General features: G+C 47.8%; 20 protein-coding genes and 1 riboswitch. All 20 genes read left to right on the top strand.

What is annotated here, in order from left to right; genetic code table 11:
* The first annotated feature begins 81 nt into the window (after window positions 1–81).
* The 20 genes from V6669_RS27640 to V6669_RS27545 all read left to right on the top strand — a co-directional run bounded on the left by V6669_RS27640 (window position 82) and on the right by V6669_RS27545 (window position 17802).
* Window positions 82–1299 carry an FtsW/RodA/SpoVE family cell cycle protein gene (locus V6669_RS27640; protein ID WP_338588726.1) on the top strand — a complete coding sequence of 406 codons (1218 nt, stop codon included), beginning with the start codon at window positions 82–84 and terminating at the stop codon, window positions 1297–1299.
* 128 nt (window positions 1300–1427) lie between these two features.
* Window positions 1428–1574: a hypothetical protein gene (locus tag V6669_RS27635; RefSeq protein WP_338588725.1), complete on the top strand. Its 147-nt coding sequence runs from the start codon at window positions 1428–1430 to the stop codon at window positions 1572–1574.
* A 424-nt stretch (window positions 1575–1998) separates the two neighbouring features.
* Window positions 1999–2658, top strand: a complete 660-nt coding sequence (gene spoIIR, locus V6669_RS27630) for a stage II sporulation protein R (protein WP_338588724.1) — start codon at window positions 1999–2001, stop codon at window positions 2656–2658.
* A gap of 354 nt (window positions 2659–3012) precedes the next feature.
* Entirely contained in the window at window positions 3013–4095 is a 1083-nt protein-coding gene (locus tag V6669_RS27625; protein ID WP_338595062.1) for an L-threonylcarbamoyladenylate synthase, read from the top strand.
* Between the two features lie 205 nt (window positions 4096–4300).
* Window positions 4301–4861 (top strand): manganese efflux pump MntP family protein, encoded by a 561-nt coding sequence (locus tag V6669_RS27620; RefSeq protein WP_338588723.1) that lies wholly within the window; start codon window positions 4301–4303, stop codon window positions 4859–4861.
* Window positions 4862–4919: 58 nt separating this feature from the next.
* Window positions 4920–5492 (top strand): low molecular weight protein arginine phosphatase, encoded by a 573-nt coding sequence (locus V6669_RS27615; RefSeq protein ID WP_338588722.1) that lies wholly within the window; start codon window positions 4920–4922, stop codon window positions 5490–5492.
* A gap of 96 nt (window positions 5493–5588) precedes the next feature.
* Window positions 5589–5670, top strand: a riboswitch (ZMP/ZTP riboswitch).
* A gap of 141 nt (window positions 5671–5811) precedes the next feature.
* On the top strand, window positions 5812–6405 hold the full coding sequence (locus tag V6669_RS27610; protein WP_076254013.1) for a TIGR01440 family protein: 594 nt from the start codon (window positions 5812–5814) through the stop codon (window positions 6403–6405).
* 255 nt (window positions 6406–6660) lie between these two features.
* Window positions 6661–7908 (top strand): serine hydroxymethyltransferase, encoded by a 1248-nt coding sequence (gene glyA / locus V6669_RS27605; protein WP_017691928.1) that lies wholly within the window; start codon window positions 6661–6663, stop codon window positions 7906–7908.
* Window positions 7909–8338: 430 nt separating this feature from the next.
* Window positions 8339–8968, top strand: coding sequence for a uracil phosphoribosyltransferase (gene upp, locus V6669_RS27600; RefSeq protein WP_017691929.1), 630 nt, complete (start codon window positions 8339–8341; stop codon window positions 8966–8968).
* Window positions 8969–9018: 50 nt separating this feature from the next.
* The gene (gene wecB, locus V6669_RS27595; protein WP_036667768.1) at window positions 9019–10176 is read left to right on the top strand and encodes a UDP-N-acetylglucosamine 2-epimerase (non-hydrolyzing); all 1158 of its coding nucleotides are present in this window, start codon (window positions 9019–9021) and stop codon (window positions 10174–10176) included.
* 186 nt (window positions 10177–10362) lie between these two features.
* Window positions 10363–10617, top strand: coding sequence for an AtpZ/AtpI family protein (locus V6669_RS27590; RefSeq protein ID WP_024632723.1), 255 nt, complete (start codon window positions 10363–10365; stop codon window positions 10615–10617).
* A complete protein-coding gene (locus V6669_RS27585) occupies window positions 10610–10987 on the top strand; it encodes an ATP synthase subunit I (RefSeq protein ID WP_062836961.1) in 378 nt (125 codons plus the stop codon). Before V6669_RS27590 ends, V6669_RS27585 begins: the two co-directional genes overlap by 8 nt.
* A 45-nt stretch (window positions 10988–11032) precedes the next feature.
* Window positions 11033–11851, top strand: a complete 819-nt coding sequence (gene atpB / locus V6669_RS27580) for a F0F1 ATP synthase subunit A (protein ID WP_091036293.1) — start codon at window positions 11033–11035, stop codon at window positions 11849–11851.
* A 78-nt stretch (window positions 11852–11929) separates the two neighbouring features.
* Window positions 11930–12154, top strand: a complete 225-nt coding sequence (gene atpE / locus V6669_RS27575; RefSeq protein ID WP_017691934.1) for a F0F1 ATP synthase subunit C — start codon at window positions 11930–11932, stop codon at window positions 12152–12154.
* Between the two features lie 113 nt (window positions 12155–12267).
* Window positions 12268–12756 (top strand): F0F1 ATP synthase subunit B, encoded by a 489-nt coding sequence (atpF, locus tag V6669_RS27570; protein ID WP_036612568.1) that lies wholly within the window; start codon window positions 12268–12270, stop codon window positions 12754–12756.
* Window positions 12753–13301, top strand: coding sequence for a F0F1 ATP synthase subunit delta (locus tag V6669_RS27565; RefSeq protein WP_036612565.1), 549 nt, complete (start codon window positions 12753–12755; stop codon window positions 13299–13301). The genes atpF and V6669_RS27565 overlap by 4 nt, the downstream gene beginning before the upstream one ends.
* A 16-nt stretch (window positions 13302–13317) precedes the next feature.
* Complete coding sequence (gene atpA, locus V6669_RS27560; protein WP_047840700.1) at window positions 13318–14832, top strand: F0F1 ATP synthase subunit alpha; 1515 nt, start codon at window positions 13318–13320, stop codon at window positions 14830–14832.
* 130 nt (window positions 14833–14962) lie between these two features.
* Complete coding sequence (gene atpG, locus V6669_RS27555; RefSeq protein WP_338588721.1) at window positions 14963–15835, top strand: ATP synthase F1 subunit gamma; 873 nt, start codon at window positions 14963–14965, stop codon at window positions 15833–15835.
* Window positions 15836–15931: 96 nt separating this feature from the next.
* Window positions 15932–17335 carry a F0F1 ATP synthase subunit beta gene (gene atpD, locus V6669_RS27550; RefSeq protein WP_047840699.1) on the top strand — a complete coding sequence of 468 codons (1404 nt, stop codon included), beginning with the start codon at window positions 15932–15934 and terminating at the stop codon, window positions 17333–17335.
* A 62-nt stretch (window positions 17336–17397) separates the two neighbouring features.
* Complete coding sequence (locus tag V6669_RS27545; protein ID WP_091036299.1) at window positions 17398–17802, top strand: F0F1 ATP synthase subunit epsilon; 405 nt, start codon at window positions 17398–17400, stop codon at window positions 17800–17802.
* The last annotated feature ends 371 nt before the right edge of the window (window positions 17803–18173 follow it).

Here is an 18173-nt window from a genome sequence, read left to right as displayed (position 1 = left end):
TATTATCCAATTATATACAATGGTAATATTGAGTTCAATTGGAAATCATAGAATGTTAGATTCAGGGGGATGGACGGAGTCATGTTGAGAATGCTGAAAAAGATGGATGGTGTGATTCTCTTCGTAATGCTGTTGCTCATGATTATTAGTATATTTGCGATTTACAGCGGAACGCAGACAGATGCCAAGCTGGCGAATCACCATGTCAAAACGATTTATTTCTATGTGGCCGGGTTCATTGCGGTGCTTGTGATCGGGCTTGTGAATTACAAGTTATACGTGAAATATGCGTTTTATTTGTATGGGTTGGGAATTATACTGCTGATCTTGGCTAATGTCCTGGGCAGTTCGATCAATAATGCTAACGGCTGGCTTAAGCTGGGGGAATTTTCTTTTCAACCGGCAGAGCTGTTCAAGATGATTCTGATTCTGTTCCTCGCCCATTTAATTGTGAAGAGACAACGAGGTACGTTGGAATTTTGGAGAGATATTGTGCCGATTGGCTGCTGGGCGTTTATTCCGTTTGCCCTTGTTATGGCTCAGAATGATTTGGGGAATGCGCTCGGGTATGTGGTGATTTTGGCTGCGGTATTCTGGATCGGAAATATGAGGCTGAAGCACGCATTGATTGCACTGGCGATCGTGGGGGTAGCGTTTTTTGGTTTTGTTAAAGCCTATACCTTCTACCATGATGAAGTATTCACTTTTCTTGAGAAGATAAAACGTGAGCATTGGGCGGAGCGAATTGATCCCTGGCTTGTACCGGAAAAGGCTACCTCCAAAGCTTCCTGGCATACGAAAAATGCAGGTTTAGCCATCGGTTCAGGGGGCATCATGGGCAAGGGTTATTTGCAAGGAACATCCGTTCAGAGTGGACGAGTCCCCTATACGTATTCTGATTCCATTTTTGTTGTAATTGCAGAGGAGTTTGGCTTTGTTGGTGCATCCGTACTGATTTTGTTGTACTTTATTCTGATTCAACGTATGGTGCTGATTGCTCTGACTTGTAGAGATCGCGCGGGACCCGTCATCATTGTAGGTATTATCGGAATGTTATTGTATCAGGTATTTGAGAACGTGGGGGCTTTCCTCGGACTGATGCCGCTCACAGGTATTACGTTGCCGTTCATCAGTTACGGCGGCACTTCTTTGCTCATTAATATGGCTTGTATTGGGGTGGTCATGAGCATTAAGTTGTATGGACAGGAAGAGGAGGATGAACTTCTGATGGGGGAGCAGCAACCCCGGTTGTCGGAACGTTTATGGAATATGCTCAAGAAAGAGAAAAGTGCTGTGTAACTGTTGAGTCGGTGCAGTGAAAAGTAAAGTGGTGGGACTTATAACGTAATCGTTCGTAGGAATGAAGAGGTTGATTTGCCCTGTAACCAGGTGCAGATCAGCCTTTTTAACATGATGGGAGAGAAAGTGTGAATGAGAGATGGGAGAAGAGAAAAGAGAGAATCAATGCAGAGGGTGTCTTCAAGCTTGTCGTAAGTAGAAATGTACCTGAAAAGAATCGGGAACAGAGTGTTAAGCATGGTGTGGAGCTTCAGGTGCCAGCTGTTAGGAGTTAAGAGTTAAAAGTTAGGAGCTAACGAACCTCGCACATCTTATTCGGGGATTTGAAGTACCCGGAGAAAGCTAAGGAATCTGAGACACGTTATGTCAGCATAAACAGCCTTTTGTAGCGTGTGGGTCAGATGAATTTGGGAAATAACGTTCCTCATGTTCCTTACAATTTCAAAAGAAGACCTGAAGGGCAAATAAGACTTCCTCGGTTCCTTAAAACATCGGCTGTTCATTCGCTAGGGTGAGTCAGCCCAGACTTCAAGCTTTTGTGTATGCTGAGGCTCATCGTCGTATAACTTGCCTGAGTTTAAAGACAAACTCTAGTAGATTTATTGCAAATGCTAGGTTTACTTCCGATTCTCCGGGGCATACTGATAGACATGAGAGAGTTGTAGGCAACGTGATCAGAGAGCCGAGGGGGAGAACGGAATGAACAGACGAATCGTAAAGCAAATTGGACTTATTATTGTATGTCTTATGATGATTATCATGATGTGGGAAGGTCAGAAAACGGATGCAGCTGTGGCGGCCACAGCAATTCCGGAACAATCGATTCGCTTGCGCATTCTAGCAAACTCGGATGCACCGGGAGATCAATTGGTGAAACGCGAGATTCGGGATGCTGTCGTAGCTCAGATGGGTGAGTGGGTAGCCGAACTGGAGAATCCGCAAAGTCTGGATGAAGCGCGCAAGGTTATTCGTGAGCATTTGTCCGAGATTGAGAATAGAGTAGGAGAAGAGTTGGCCAGTCGCGGTTTAAATTATGAGTATCAGGTGGAGCTGGGTTCCGTTCCGTTCCCGACCAAACTATATGGAGGAACTGTGTATCCTGCCGGAGATTATGAAGCGGTTCGGATTACGCTGGGCGAAGGAAAAGGTCAGAATTGGTGGTGTGTGTTGTTCCCGCCGCTGTGCTTCATTGATGCAGGGACTGGGGATGCCCTGGCGAAACCTTCAATGTTATCGGCCGCTTCAGCTGAACCTGGAGATGCAGAGGCATCTGTGCAGGGAGATACACCGGAAGCAAGATTCTTTCTGTGGGATATGGCTGTGAAACTGTGGAGTTGGATAACTGGATTGTTCGCATAACAAGGTACTTATACTATGAATAAGGGCGACTTCGATTCAGGGAGCTGCCCTTTTGATATGAATTAGTGGCGAGGATATAGCGAGACTTATGCGTGGAGTGAAGTGTGAAGGGCATCCGAGGCGGTACAGGTATGTTATAATTACTTATATTGAATATGGATATGAACTAACCTACTTGAAGTTTAGGAATGATGATATATGAGCAGAGAAAATGAACCATTGCAACACACCTCTGAGATGAGGGATGGTAGAGAAGAACGTGATATGAAAGCTAAGGGAGAGCTGGTCACTGAGATGTGGGATGTACGCGTCTTGGTGAGCGCTGAGAACGATCACGGATTGGGTAATATTGAAATGTTGGATGTGAAAAAGGGGAGCGCCGATCAACAGGCGCTCGCCGACTTGCAGGCTGCCGCAGCCTGCATTCGTCTCGGTCAGACGGTGGCCTTTCCGACCGAGACGGTCTATGGCTTGGGTGCCGATGCGCGTAGCACAGCAGCCGTGGAGGCTGTATTTGTCGCCAAAGGCCGACCTTCCGACAATCCACTGATCGTGCATATCGCGCACCGTGACCAGTTGGATACTCTGGTCACGGAAGTGAATGAAACGGCGGAAGCGCTGATGGCGGCCTTCTGGCCGGGACCACTGACGCTGGTGCTGCCGGTTAGGCCGGGGGCGGTGTCCCCGCGTGTGACCGCCGGTTTGGACACGGTGGCCGTGCGCATGCCGGACCATCCGGTGGCCTTGCAGTTGATCGCAGCGGCGGCATGCCCTGTGGCTGCACCAAGCGCCAACCGCTCCGGGCGGCCAAGCCCGACACTCGCGTCTCATGTACGCGAGGATCTGGATGGCCGCATCGGCGGCATCGTGGACGGCGGCCCCACCGGGGTGGGCGTCGAGTCCACGGTGGTGCAGGTCGGTGACGACGGTACCGTCACCATCCTGCGCCCTGGCGGCATTACGGCGGAACAGTTGTCCGCCGTTGCCGCCCATGTCGCCACGGACCCCGCGCTACTCGCGGAGGGGGCCGATGGCGTGGGCAGCCCGGCGCCACGCTCGCCGGGCATGAAGTACACGCACTACGCACCCGCAGGGGCGCTGTGCGTGGTAGAGGGGCCGCTCGCAGCGGTGGCGGCCTGGATCAGCGCCGCCCTCGCAGAGGCGGCGCAGCGCGGAGAGCGCACCGCTGTGCTGGCGTTCGCCGAGCACGCGGAGCAGTACCGCGCCGATGCCGTGTTCTCGCTGGGAGACGCCAGCGAGCTGGAAGAGGCAGCGCGCCGGCTATACGCCGCGCTGCGCAGCTGCGATGAGCAAGGCGCCACATATATTGTGGCTGAAGCCTGCTCACGCGAAGGGCTGGGAGCAGCCGTCATGAATCGGCTGCTCAAGGCTGCGGGGAACCAACTCATACAAGTTGGCAACCAGCAACCCTCTTAACCTCCCCTGATCATATATCAGGAGAGCTACGTACTCTTTTTCAAAACAATCAATAAACCACCATATCCACTTTCACGCCAATCTAGCTTTATGCACCACGGATATCGAGTAGATCCGTCGCCGCCGTTTGCCTTTCATCGGTCATGTTTAGGTCCTTGTCCGCATATCGTGTACAAGAACCTTTACGTGACTTGGGGGTATGGGGATGTGGGATGTGTCTGCCCATGTAGGGCAGTTGGTAACCATTTTGATCATGGCTGTTGCGCTTGGCCTCGATGCCTTCTCACTCGGAATCGGAATTGGCATGAAGGGCATTCGGCTGAGGGATGTATTGCGAATCAGTATTGTAACCGCGCTATTTCATATCATCATGCCGCTCATCGGCATGTATATGGGCAAATACGTCAGCTCCCTGCTCGGTGACATTACAACGTATGCGGCAGGTGGATTACTTGTTTTGCTGGGTGCTCATATGATTCTGAATGCATTCCGTGAAGGCGATACTAAGCTGGTGGACCACCGTTCCCTGCTCGGCGTTGTTTTGTTCTCCCTCAGTGTAAGTGTGGATTCGTTCTCCGTTGGCGTTTCCTTAGGGATGTTTAGCAGTGATCTGATCTTAACCGTACTTGCTTTCGGCTTTTGTGGCGGGGTGATGTCGGTTATGGGTCTGCTATTAGGCCGTCGGGTGAGTCAGAATCTCGGGGATTACGGCGAAGCTATTGGTGGCGCAATCTTGCTTGCGTTTGGACTTTTGTTTATATTTTAGAATAAAACTTGAGATATCATATCATTCGCATCATATGTAAAATGGGGAGGCTAACACAATGAAACATATTTTATTCGTATGTACAGGAAATACGTGCCGCAGCCCCATGGCAGAGGGGCTTTTGCGAAAACTGGCATCGGAGCGTGGCATTCAGGTAGAAGTTCGTTCCGCAGGTGTGGCAGCAACGTCGGGTATGCCGATCTCTCGTCATGCGGAAGCGGTTTTGAGAGATCATAACGTTGAAGGTCCACCTCATTCCACACAACTTAGCTCTAACCTGGTAGGTTGGGCCGATCTGGTTCTAACATTAACACGGAGTCACAAGCAGCATGTCATGCAGGTTTTTCCCGATTCAGTCCACAAAACCTATACATTGAAAGAATATGTGGAGGATGATGAACAGGTATTAAGTGATGTCCAGGAGTTGGACAGCCTGTTTGCAACGCTGGAGATGAAACGTGCCCTTGGGCAAGAGATCCTGGCATCGGAGCGGGAGCGAGCCATTGAGATTAGACAACGAATTCCAAGTTTCGACATCTCTGATCCGTTTGGGGGAAGTCGTGATGATTACAATATAGCTGCAGCTGAGATTCGGACGGCATTGGACCGGCTTTTGGATAAGCTGAGATAATTCTGATCCTGCGAGGCAGGTTATAGAAATAGAACACGTGATGTAAATTAACCGTTGATTTTAGCCGCGGGTTGTTTTATGATGAAGGGGAAAACAGGGATCCGGTGTAACTGGCGACGAAGTGGGCATAACCACGATGGAGCACCGGAACAAACGGCCGGTCGCCTGGGCAAAAGAGCAATTCTGCGTTACCCGCAGACTGCTCTTTTTTTCGTCTTTCATCTGATTATTCGCTATAATAGTACCTGAGATGCCGTGCAAGAATACGAAGGACAACCAAGAGACAGCGGGCATGATTTTATCGGGAGGCGATGATAGGATGACTATAGAGTTAGATTCGGAACAACCCGGATTGCAGGAACAGACCGCGTCTATTCTGCATGAACTGGCGCTTGCTGGACAGCTTGGGCCTGGACAGATCGTTGTGATCGGTACAAGCACAAGTGAAGTCGCAGGCGCTCGGATTGGTACGAGTGGTGCCATTGAAGTGGCACAGCAGCTTCTTGCGGGTATACGCGAGGTGCAGGAGGAATTCGGTTTTGATACGGTATTCCAATGTTGTGAGCATCTGAACCGTGCGCTGGTAATGGAGCGTTCTGTGCTTACTCGTCTTGGATTGACCGAGGTTGGTGCAGTACCCGTGCCCAAGGCCGGAGGTTCAATGGCATCCGCAGCATATCGTTCGCTGACCGATCCATGCCTGGCTGAACATGTGCAGGCCCATGCGGGACTGGACATTGGGGAGACGATGATTGGGATGCATCTCCGGCATGTAGCCGTACCCTATCGTACAGCGCTCCGCTATGTTGGAGATGCACGTGTGACCACAGCGTTGACTCGTCCGAAGTTGATTGGCGGCGAACGCGCGGTGTATCGTATGGAAGAACAACCAGATTCAACATTTTGTGACTAACATATAAAGCGAGACTAATTGGGTTACACTCCTGACTTTGATTGCATCACCATCTTCCGATCGCTGTTATCCCCAGATTTTTAATTCCCTATTTAAAGGGGAAATCCGGTGATAGCCTATGCTTCCGGAGTAGCTTTCTAAAGAAAGCTTTTTGGCGACTACTTTGTTTCTTCAGATTGGTGTTGCACTCGCCGTTTTCGTGTAAACATTAGTTTCACTTTATAAATTCACTTATAAACTGGGAGGAATTTAATCATGGAACAATTGCGCAAGAATGACCCGGCAGTACTGGAAGCGATGAATCTTGAACTGAAACGTCAACAGAACAACATCGAACTGATTGCATCCGAGAACATCGTAAGTGAAGCAGTAATTGAAGCAATGGGATCTGTTCTGACCAACAAGTACGCTGAAGGATATCCAGGTAAACGTTACTATGGCGGTTGTGAGCATGTGGACATCGTTGAAGACATCGCGCGTGATCGTGCAAAAGAATTGTTCGGAGCAGAACACGTGAATGTTCAACCTCACTCCGGTGCACAAGCGAACATGGCAGTATATCTTGCAGCGTTGAAACCTGGTGATACTGTACTCGGTATGAACCTTGCCCATGGTGGACACCTCACACACGGTAGCCCGGTTAACGCATCCGGTTTGCTGTACAATTTCGTAGCATACGGCGTACAGGAAGATACATTCCTGATTGATTATGATGAAGTACGCAAAGCGGCTTTCAAACACCGCCCTCGTCTGATCGTTGCTGGTGCAAGTGCATATCCGCGTACCATTGATTTTGAAAAGCTGGCTTCCATCGCTAATGATGTAGGCGCTTTGTTCATGGTGGACATGGCTCACATCGCAGGACTGGTTGCTGCTGGTTTGCATCCAAACCCGGTTCCACATGCGCATTTCGTAACAACAACAACACACAAAACGCTGCGTGGACCTCGTGGTGGTATGATTCTGTGCCGTAAAGCGTGGGCAGCAGCGATTGATAAAGCCGTATTCCCTGGTTCCCAAGGTGGACCTCTGATGCACGTGATCGCATCCAAAGCGGTAGCATTCGGAGAAGCTTTGCAGCCTTCGTTCAAAACATATGCACAGAACGTTGTGAAAAACGCACAGGTTCTGGCTGAAACACTGATCGCTGAAGGATTGAACATTGTATCTGGTGGTACAGATAACCACTTGATGCTGATCGATACACGCAGTGTGAACATCACAGGTAAGGAAGCTGAGCATGTGCTTGATTCCATCGGTATTACCGTGAACAAAAATGCAATTCCATTCGACCCTACAAGCCCGTTTGTAACGAGCGGTATTCGAATTGGTACACCTGCTGCAACTTCCCGTGGCATGAACGAAGAAGCGATGGTTGCTATTGGTAAGATCATTGCCAAAACGTTGAAAAATCCAAAAGATACAGCGAAGCTGGATGAAGCTCGTGCAGAAGTGACTGCACTGACAGACCAATTCCCGCTTTATACCGACCTTAAATACTAAAAAACTTTGCTCATGCTGTTTGTATTTGAGATGTTCGTTCTTAAAATGGGATACAAAAAAACGAAGCAGACAGAATGAGGCCGTAGAAGCGAAGCGTTCGCATTTATTCCCGAATTTACACCTTTATAAGGAGATTCATAAAATTCGGGAATAACAGCGATCGAAGGAGCATTCTGGTGGCGGAGTGCAATTGTATTTATCATTTTCCTTATCTCAACGACATAACAACATGAGCAAAACAGGACCGGATGGATCATTTTCCGGTCCTGTTTTTTATAGGATTCGGTAATCTGTAATGATTGGGTGCCCTTTGATGGTGTAATTCGTTGTTGGTGATGATATAATATACAGGATTTATCGAGCCCATGAATGGTGGCTAGGTATATTTGGAAATGCTTAACATGAAGAACTTACCGGAGGGACAAATTAGATGGGAAAATTAGTAATATGTGATCACCCTTTGATTCAACACAAACTGACGTTTATACGCGACATGCGTACGAATACGAAAGATTTTCGTGAATTGGTGGATGAAGTAGCAACGTTGATGGCTTATGAGATTACAAGAGATGTTGAACTGGAAACGATTGATGTACAGACACCTGTAGCTGCAACACAAGGTAAAGTCATCTCTGGACGTATGCTCGGACTGGTGCCGATTCTGCGTGCAGGACTCGGAATGTTGGATGGCGTTGTGAAATTGTTGCCAGCGGCAAAAGTTGGACATGTTGGTCTGTTCCGTGACCCGGAAACACTGCAACCGGTAGAATACTACACCAAACTGCCTACAGACGTAACAGAGCGTCAATTGATTGTAATTGATCCGATGCTGGCAACGGGTGGTTCGGCAATTGCAGCTATTGACGTGCTCAAAAAACGTGGCTGTACCCAAATCAAAATGATGAACCTGGTTGCAGCACCGGAAGGCGTAAAAGCTGTGCAAGATGCACATCCCGATGTGGACATCTATGTAGCAGCATTGGACGACCGTCTGGATGATCATGGTTACATCGTTCCAGGACTTGGAGATGCAGGAGACCGTCTATACGGCACTAAATAAGCATATCGCATGCTTGTAATCGGAACTTATAGAAAAGGGGCTTTGCTCGAATGTCCAACAAAATTAAAGTCATGACGATCTTCGGGGTGCGTCCGGAAGCCATTAAGATGGCTCCGCTTATTTTGGAATTGCAAAAACACCCTGAGTCTATTGAATCTATTGTTTGCGTAACTGCGCAGCATCGCCAGATGTTGGATCAGGTACTTGAAGTTTTCGACATTCATCCCGATTATGATCTGGATGTGATGAAGGACCGTCAGACATTGAATGAAATCACAATTCGTGTGCTTGGCGGTCTGGAGCCGGTGTTAGCTGAAGCTAAGCCGGATATTGTGCTGGTTCACGGAGATACATTAACTACCTTTGTAGCGAGCTACGCAGCATTCTTGCAACAGATTCAGGTAGGGCATGTGGAAGCGGGGCTGCGGACGTGGAACAAGCTGTCTCCATATCCGGAAGAGATGAATCGTCAGCTGACGGGAGTACTGGCTGATCTACACTTTGCGCCTACGGATTGGTCTTCTTCCAATCTTGCCAAAGAAAATAAATCGGAGTCTAGTACGTACGTCACAGGCAACACGGTAACAGATGTGTTTCAATATACAGTACGGGAGGACTACACACACCCGGTACTTGATTGGGCCCAAGGCAAACGCCTTGTGCTGATGACAGCTCATCGCCGTGAATCTCAAGGCGAGCCTCACCGCAACATTTTCCAGGCCGTCAAACGGATTGCCGACGAATTCGAAGATATTGCCATCGTGTACCCGGTGCATCCAAGTCCTGCTGTGAAGGAGCCGGCTCACGCGATTTTGGGGAATCATCCCCGTATTCAATTAATTGATCCACTAGACGTGGTGGATTTGCATAACTTTTACCCGCACACTCACTTGATTTTGACCGATTCAGGCGGTTTGCAGGAAGAAGCACCTTCGTTTGGTGTGCCTGTGCTCGTATTGCGCGATACAACAGAACGCCCGGAAGGTATTGAAGCCGGAACGCTGGAACTGGTAGGTACCGAAGAGGAACGTGTGTATGAACGGACCAAAGCTCTGCTTACAGACAAAACCCTGTATGCAAGCATGAGTCAGGCTGCCAATCCATACGGTGATGGACATGCTTCGGAAAGAATTGTCAATGCGATTCTGCACCATTTTGGTGTAAATAGTGAGCGTCCGGAATCATTTCACAGAAAATTCAAAAAATAATACAATTTTTCTGACGGATTTATAAAGGGCATAGCATACAGTTAAACTGTACGGTTTACGCGGGTTTATGGGCTTTGAGGGTCTGTATTCCCGTCGTTTTCCCCTTTAAAACGCTAAAATCATTCAATTGACAAAGGCTCTCATCATTCAGTAAAATTAACTGGGATTGCAAGGGTGGCGTGGAAAATGGCCGATTCGAACAAACCAAATTCATCCCGTAACCATGACGATAATGTATGGAAAGCGATGGGACTCGTGACAGCTTTTGGGATCGAGATTGCCATTCTCGCTGTTGCCGGATATTACGCTGGCTCCTGGTTGGACAAGACCATCGGAGGTAACGGAATATGGATCGCCGTAAGCGTTCTCTTTTTTCTTGCGGCAGGCGGTGTAAGCATCTACTTTATCGCGAAAAAATTCATGGGGGAAAGTGATGAGTGAACTAACCAGATACCGCAGATCGATGACTGTTTTCATCATGTACTTTCTTATGATTTGTTTTCTCGCAGCGGCCTTTATGCCACGTGTGGAGACAATTGCTTTGGGACTGGCCCTGGGTACAGGAATTAGTTGGATCAATGCATTTTACTTGGGCTACAAAGTAAGGAAAATGTCTGATGATGCGGCAGAAGGTAACTTGAAGCGTGTGAACCTGGGATTTTTGACAAGAGCGGCACTCGCTGTGCTCGGTATATTCATATCGATGCGCTTTCCGCAGTACTTCAATACATATGCGGTTGCAGGCGGTCTCGTCATTGCACAATTTTCCTTACTGATTATAGGGATTGTCCATTCCCGCAGAGCAGAATGATGTTAAGGGTTGCAGCTTTCAAGTCGAGAAAGGGGTGAGAAAAATATGCATGAAGCTCCAATTATTATGCTTGGCGGATTTCGACTGGATCTATCGGTTCTGTTGATGCTGGTAGTTACAGGTGCAATTGTTTTTATTTTTGCTGTACTGGCAACACGGAGATTATCCGTTGAAAATCCCGGCAAGCTGCAAAATTTTATGGAGTGGGCAGTAGAATTCGTCCGCAATCTGATTTCCAGCACAATGGATATGAAGAAAGGTAAACATTTTATCTCTCTCGCTCTTTCCATGATTATGTTCATTTTTGTAGGGAATATGCTCGGCCTTCCGCTCGTGGCTGTATCTGAAGTAACAGATGTTAGTCAGGCACAGGTATTCGGTAAGCCGATTGTTACAGCGGTGGAGGCGTTTGAAGAAGCGCATGCCAAGGATCCTGAAGCACACCCACACGTTGAACTGGCCTGGTGGAAATCACCAACAGCCGACTTGTCTGTAACGATGGGACTCGCTCTCGTAGCGTTCCTTGTATCTCATGGACTAGGATTGTTCCGCAACACAAAAGGGTATCTCCAGCATTACCTTAAGCCATTCGCCTTGTTCTTGCCAATCAACTTGATTGAGACGGCATCCAAGCTGTTGACACACGGTATGCGTCTATTCGCGAATATCTTCGCGGGTGAGGTACTGATCGCAACGATCCTGAAACTGACCACATTCAAAGTGTTTGGTGCTATTGCAGCGATTCCGCTACTAATGGTGTGGCAAGGCTTCAGTATCTTTATCGGCGCGATCCAGGCATTTGTGTTTGTTATCTTGATGATGGTGTACATTTCACAGAGCATCGAGACGCACGACGAGCATTAAGTTTCAAGCCCTACGAAGATTTCTTCACCAGGCTGAACAATAAAAAATTCGATTTATCATTTTAAGGAGGATATACAAATGGGAGCAATGGCATTAATCGCAGCAGCAATTGTTGCAGGACTGGGCGCGTTTGGCGCAGGTATTGGTAACGGTATGGTAATCAGCAAAACGGTGGAAGGTATTGCCCGTCAACCGGAAGCAAAATCCACTCTTCAAACAACAATGTTTATCGGTGTAGGTTTGATCGAGGTATTGCCGATCATCGGTGTGGTACTCGCGTTCATGTTCTACGGTATGGCTTAATTAAATTTTAAAGGTTTGGCGGGGAAGGCCATAGCCATCCGCGCCTTCTTTTTAGGTAATGTCCGTTCTAACGGATGACGTTTCAAGGATACCTCCAGGAAGGAGTGAACAGATTGAGTTTCATATGGGAAAATACGCTTCTTGCGATTGTTGCATTTGCAATTTTATATTGGCTGCTTAGCCGTTATGCCTTCGGGCCTTTGTTCTCCATTATGGAAAAACGTCGTGAACTCGTGATGACGCAGATGAATGAGGCTGCACAGACTCGGGAACAGGCCATTGCCTATGTGGAGGAACAAAAACAAGCTCTTGAGCAAGCACGTCAAGATGCTTACGACATCATTGAACAGTCCAAACAAACGGGTGGCAAACAAGCTGAATCGATTTTGGCTGATGCAAAAGCTGAAGCTAATCGTCTGAAAGACGATGCAGTACGCGAAATCGAGAGCGAGAAGAACAAAGCAGTCGCAGCACTTCGCAGCGAACTGGGTACAGCTTCCGTTCAGATTGCATCCAAGTTGATCAAAAAAGAAGTTGAGAACGGTCCTGCACAAGAAGAGCTTGTGAACCAATACCTCAATGAGGTAGGAGGCCGACAATGAGCCGCGATACGATTGTTGCCAAGCGTTATGCGAAAGCATTGTTCGAAGTTGCTCTTCAGCAACAGCAGGTGCTTGAGGTTGAACAGGAACTGGTTGCAGTAGTCAGTGCATTGACCGGAGATGCAGATATCGAGAAATTTATCGTATCCCCTAATATTTCTGATGAAGCCAAACAGAACGTGATTCACTCAAGTCTTGATGGCAAGGTATCCGATTCAGTCCTTCGTACAGTCTTGCTGTTGATTGAGCGCGGACGCGTTGAATTGCTGGGAGACTTGCTGAATGATTATCGGAAGATCCAAGGTGAGTCGCTAGGCATCGCAGATGCACGTGTCTACTCGACTTATGCGTTGAATGATGAAGAAAAAGAAGCGGTAGCTCGTGAATTCGGTGGCCGTGTGAATAAAAAGATTCGTATCGAGAACATTGTTGATCCGACTCTGCTGGGCGGATTGAAAGTCGCCATTGGCGATACGATCTATGACGGCAGCTTGGCTGGCAAGCTCGAACGTCTTGAGCAGTCTTTTAACAGACGAGTACAGTAGATTGGGGTGAGGACACTTGAGTATCAAACCAGAAGAAATCAGTACATTAATTAAGAGCCAAATCGAACAATACAAGACCGATATCGATGTAGTCGAAGTCGGAACGGTAATCGAGGTTGGTGATGGTATCGCTCGTGTTTACGGACTTGAGAACGTCATGTCCAACGAGTTGGTTGAATTCCCAAGCGGTGTTATGGGACTCGCCATGAACGTCGAAGAAAGCAATGTCGGTGTCGTTATCCTGGGACCTTACTACGATATTCGTGAAGGTGACCAAGTGAAACGTACTGGTCAAATCATGCAAGTGCCTGTAGGCGAAGCATTGATTGGACGCGTTGTGAACCCGCTCGGTATTCCTGTAGATGGCAAAGGGCCAATCGCTACAACGGAATTCCGTCCGGTTGAAGGTAAAGCACCAGGCGTAATGGATCGTAAATCGGTTCATGAGCCGATGCAAACAGGGATCAAAGCCATTGATGCAATGGTTCCAATCGGTCGTGGACAACGTGAGTTGATCATCGGTGACCGTCAAACAGGTAAAACATCCATCGCAATTGATGCGATCCTGAACCAAAAAGGTAGCGGCATGAAGTGTATCTATGTGGCTATTGGTCAGAAACAGTCTACGGTTGCTCAAGTTGTGGAAACTCTTCGTCGTAAAGGCGCAATGGAGTACACAATCGTTGTAACTGCAGCAGCTTCCGATCCATCACCACTCTTGTACATCGCACCGTATTCCGGTTGTTCGATGGGTGAGTACTTCATGTACAAAGGCGAGCACGTTCTGGTTATCTATGATGACTTGACCAAACAAGCCTCTGCATATCGTGAGCTTTCCTTGTTGCTTCGTCGTCCACCGGGCCGTGAGGCTTATCCGGGTGACGTCTTCTACCTGCACTCCCGTTTGCTGGAGCGTGCTGCGAAGCTGAATGATGAACTTGGTGGTGGTTCTTTAACCGCACTTCCGTTTATTGAAACACAAGCTTCCGACGTATCTGCATACATTCCAACGAACGTAATCTCCATCACGGACGGACAAATCTTCCTTGAAGCTGACTTGTTCAATGCTGGACAACGCCCGGCGATCAACGTAGGTATTTCCGTATCTCGTGTCGGTGGTTCTGCTCAGATCAAAGCGATGAAAAAGGTTGCAGGTTCCCTGCGTCTCGACCTCGCTCAATATCGTGAGCTTCAAGCGTTCTCCCAGTTCGGTTCCGATCTGGATAAAGCGACTCAGGCCCGCCTGAATCGTGGTGCGCGTATGATGGAAATCCTGAAGCAAGGTGTTAACCAGCCTCTGCCTGTAGAACAACAGGTTGTCAGCTTGTACACTGCGGTTAAAGGATTCCTGGATGAGATTCCAACAGGTGATGTTACTCGTTTCGAGCGTGAGTTCCTCGCGTTCATGGAGAGCAGCCATCCGGAGATTCTTGCATCCATCCGTGATACTAAAGAATTGACTGCAGACAACGAAAATGCACTGAAAGGTGCAATTGAGAAGTTCAGAAAGAGCTTTGCTGTCTCTGTCTAAATAAATGATTGCAGGTGCGGAGTTGTCTAACCGATTCCGCATGTCTGCATGTAATACTTTGACTCTGTCAAAAAAAGATGATGCTTACGATGTAGTTTTGACTCTGTCAAAACTTTAAGGTGGTGAAATCATGGCAAAAGGCATGCGCGAAATTAAGCGGCAAATTAAAAGCGTACAAAGCACCAAGCAGATCACCAAAGCAATGGAGATGGTAGCTGCTGCAAAACTGCGTAAAGCGCAGGAAAAAGCGGAAGCAGCCCGTCCTTATTCGGAGAAACTGAAAGAAGTTGTAGCTAGTATTGCATCAAGCACGCAAGGCATACAGCATCCGATGCTGGAGAGCCGTCCGGTCAAAAAGACAGCTTACCTAATTATTACATCGGACCGTGGTCTTGCAGGTGGATACAATGCGAACGTTTTGCGTCAGGTTAATCAGACGCTCAAAGAGCGCCACAACTCCGAGGATGACTACGAATTGTTCGTCATTGGACGTAAAGGACGCGATTACTTCAGACGTCGTGAAATGGCGATGGCATCCACAACAACGGATCTGTCGGATTCGCCTTCATTTGCAGACATCAAATCCATCGCACACGAAGCTGTTCATGGGTTTGAACTGGCTGAATTTGATGAATTGTACATTTGTTATAACCGCTTTGTGAATGCGTTGACCCAGATTCCTACGGTAGAAAAACTTCTTCCGATGGAAACACCTGAGGTAACTGCTGCGGAAGGACCAACGGCAAGCTACGAATACGAGCCGTCTGCTGAAGCTGTACTGGAGGTTTTGCTTCCGCGTTACGCGGAAACGCTGATCTATGGTGCACTTCTGAACGGTAAGGCAAGTGAGCTGGGTGCGAAAATGACGGCAATGGGTAATGCAACCAAAAATGCATCCAAACTCATTAACGACTTGTCATTGACCTATAACCGTGCCCGTCAAGCGGCGATTACGCAGGAGATTACGGAAATTGTGGCAGGTGCCAACGCAGCACAAGGCTAACCGTTTTTTTTATTAATGAAGGCTTGCAGAGCAAAGATAAACGAACGGTACATTATTTTTGCAAAAGTAGCAGGCTTGTAGGAGGGGAACGTTAAGATGAACAAAGGACGCGTTGTGAGCATCATGGGTCCGGTTGTTGACGTCGAGTTTGATCGCGGCGGTCTGCCGGAAATCCTCAATGCCATTACGATCACTACAGTAAGTGAGAGCGGCGTTAGTGTAAACCTTACACTCGAAGCTTCGAAACATCTGGGTGACAACCGAGTACGTTGTATTGCGATGTCCTCCACGGATGGACTTGTTCGTGGTATGGAAGCTTTAGATACAGGAGCGCCAATCTCTGTACCTGTCGGAGAAGCAACACTGGGTCGTGTATTTAACGTACTCGGCGAAGCAATTGATACTGGCGGTGCCGTAGCTGCTGAGCATAAGAACCCGATTCACCGTTCAGCACCTGCATTTGATGAACTGACTACCCAAGCAGAGATGCTGGAGACAGGAATCAAAGTTATCGACTTGCTCGCTCCTTACGCTAAAGGTGGTAAAATCGGTCTCTTCGGTGGTGCCGGTGTAGGTAAGACGGTAACCATTCAGGAATTGATCAACAACATCGCACAAGAGCACGGCGGTATCTCCGTATTTGCGGGTGTTGGTGAGCGTACACGTGAAGGTAATGACTTGTATCACGAGATGAGTGATTCTGGCGTTATCAACAAAACAGCAATGGTCTTCGGACAAATGAACGAGCCTCCAGGCGCACGTCTTCGTGTAGCCCTCACAGGTCTGACGATGGCGGAATACTTCCGTGATGAAGAAGGCCGTGACGTGTTGCTCTTTATCGATAATATCTTCCGTTTCACCCAAGCGGGTTCAGAAGTATCTGCCTTGCTTGGACGTATGCCTTCCGCGGTAGGTTACCAACCTACGCTGGCAACAGAAATGGGTCAACTGCAAGAACGTATCACATCAACGAAAAAAGGTTCTGTAACATCCATCCAGGCCATCTACGTGCCTGCGGATGACTACACTGACCCGGCTCCTGCAACGACGTTTGCCCACTTGGATGCAACGACAAACCTGGAGCGTAAAATTTCCGAGATGGGTATCTACCCTGCGGTAGATCCGCTGGCTTCCAGCTCCCGGATCTTGTCCCCTGAAGTTGTAGGTGAAGAACACTACAGCGTAGCTCAAGGCGTTAAACGTATCTTGGCACGTTACAATGAATTGCAAGATATCATTGCAATCCTGGGTATGGACGAGTTGAGTGAAGAAGATAGAGCGCTTGTATACCGTGCTCGTAAAATCCAACGTTTCTTGTCCCAGCCATTCCACGTTGCTGAAGCATTTAACGGTATTCCGGGTAAATACGTTCCAGTTAAAGAAACGGTGCGCAGCTTTAAAGAGATTCTCGAAGGTAAGTATGATGATCTTCCGGAAGCAGCTTTCCTCTTTGTTGGTACAATTGAAGAGGCAGTGGAGAAAGCCAAAACACTGGTTTAGTCTGAATCCAGGATTGTCCTTATGAAGCGGGCTATCCTTCGGATATTTCAGGAGGGATGGAATTGAGCACCTTTTTGTTGGAAATCGTAACACCTGAGCGTTTGGTCTATTCAGAACAGGTGAATAGCATTACGGCTCGTGGTATTGAAGGGGAACTGGGCATTCTGCCAGGTCATATTCCTATGGTTACACCTTTGCAGATTGCACCGATCTATATCCATAACGGAAAAGAAAATAAACGAGTTGCTATCGGTGGCGGGTTTATTGAAGTACGTAAAGATAAGGTTGTTGTACTAGCAGAGAGTGCTGAATTCCCGGAAAACATTGATGTGGATCGTGCGCGTGCGGCGAAAGAGCGGGCAGAACGCCGGCTTGCAAGCCAAAGCAATCAGGACCACTTTGATCACCGTCGTGCAGAGATTGCGCTGCAAAAAGCGGTTAACCGGATTAATGTGTTCGGCAAATAAACGATTCTTGGAAGCCCGGCGGCTTAGTCTGCCGGGCTTTTTTGAGTTTGTTTGATAGAATTGTTTTATCGAATATATTAAAATGGCTGACCACAAATCCATAAGTTCCCTTCAGTAAACAGAAGTATTTTAAGCAAAATATTCACCGATTACGAGGATTTGAATAGAATGTAGGACTAAAGTAGTGGGCGCATTTACCACTAAGAGAACCATTTTTTTCATGAATTAATTTAAATTATTTCCGAGGAAATGACAGAATCGATATCGAAATAGCGCTCTTTTATGTCGTTTTAGTCACAAAATCCCGGCATTTTAAAATTAAAATATTTTAGAAGTGGAAATCAATGTAATTGACAATGTATGATGAAAGA

It is taken from the genome of Paenibacillus sp. Y5S-9 (genome assembly GCF_036894235.1).
Lineage (GTDB): Bacteria > Bacillota > Bacilli > Paenibacillales > Paenibacillaceae > Paenibacillus.
This window is presented reverse-complemented; position numbering and strand designations above follow the sequence as displayed.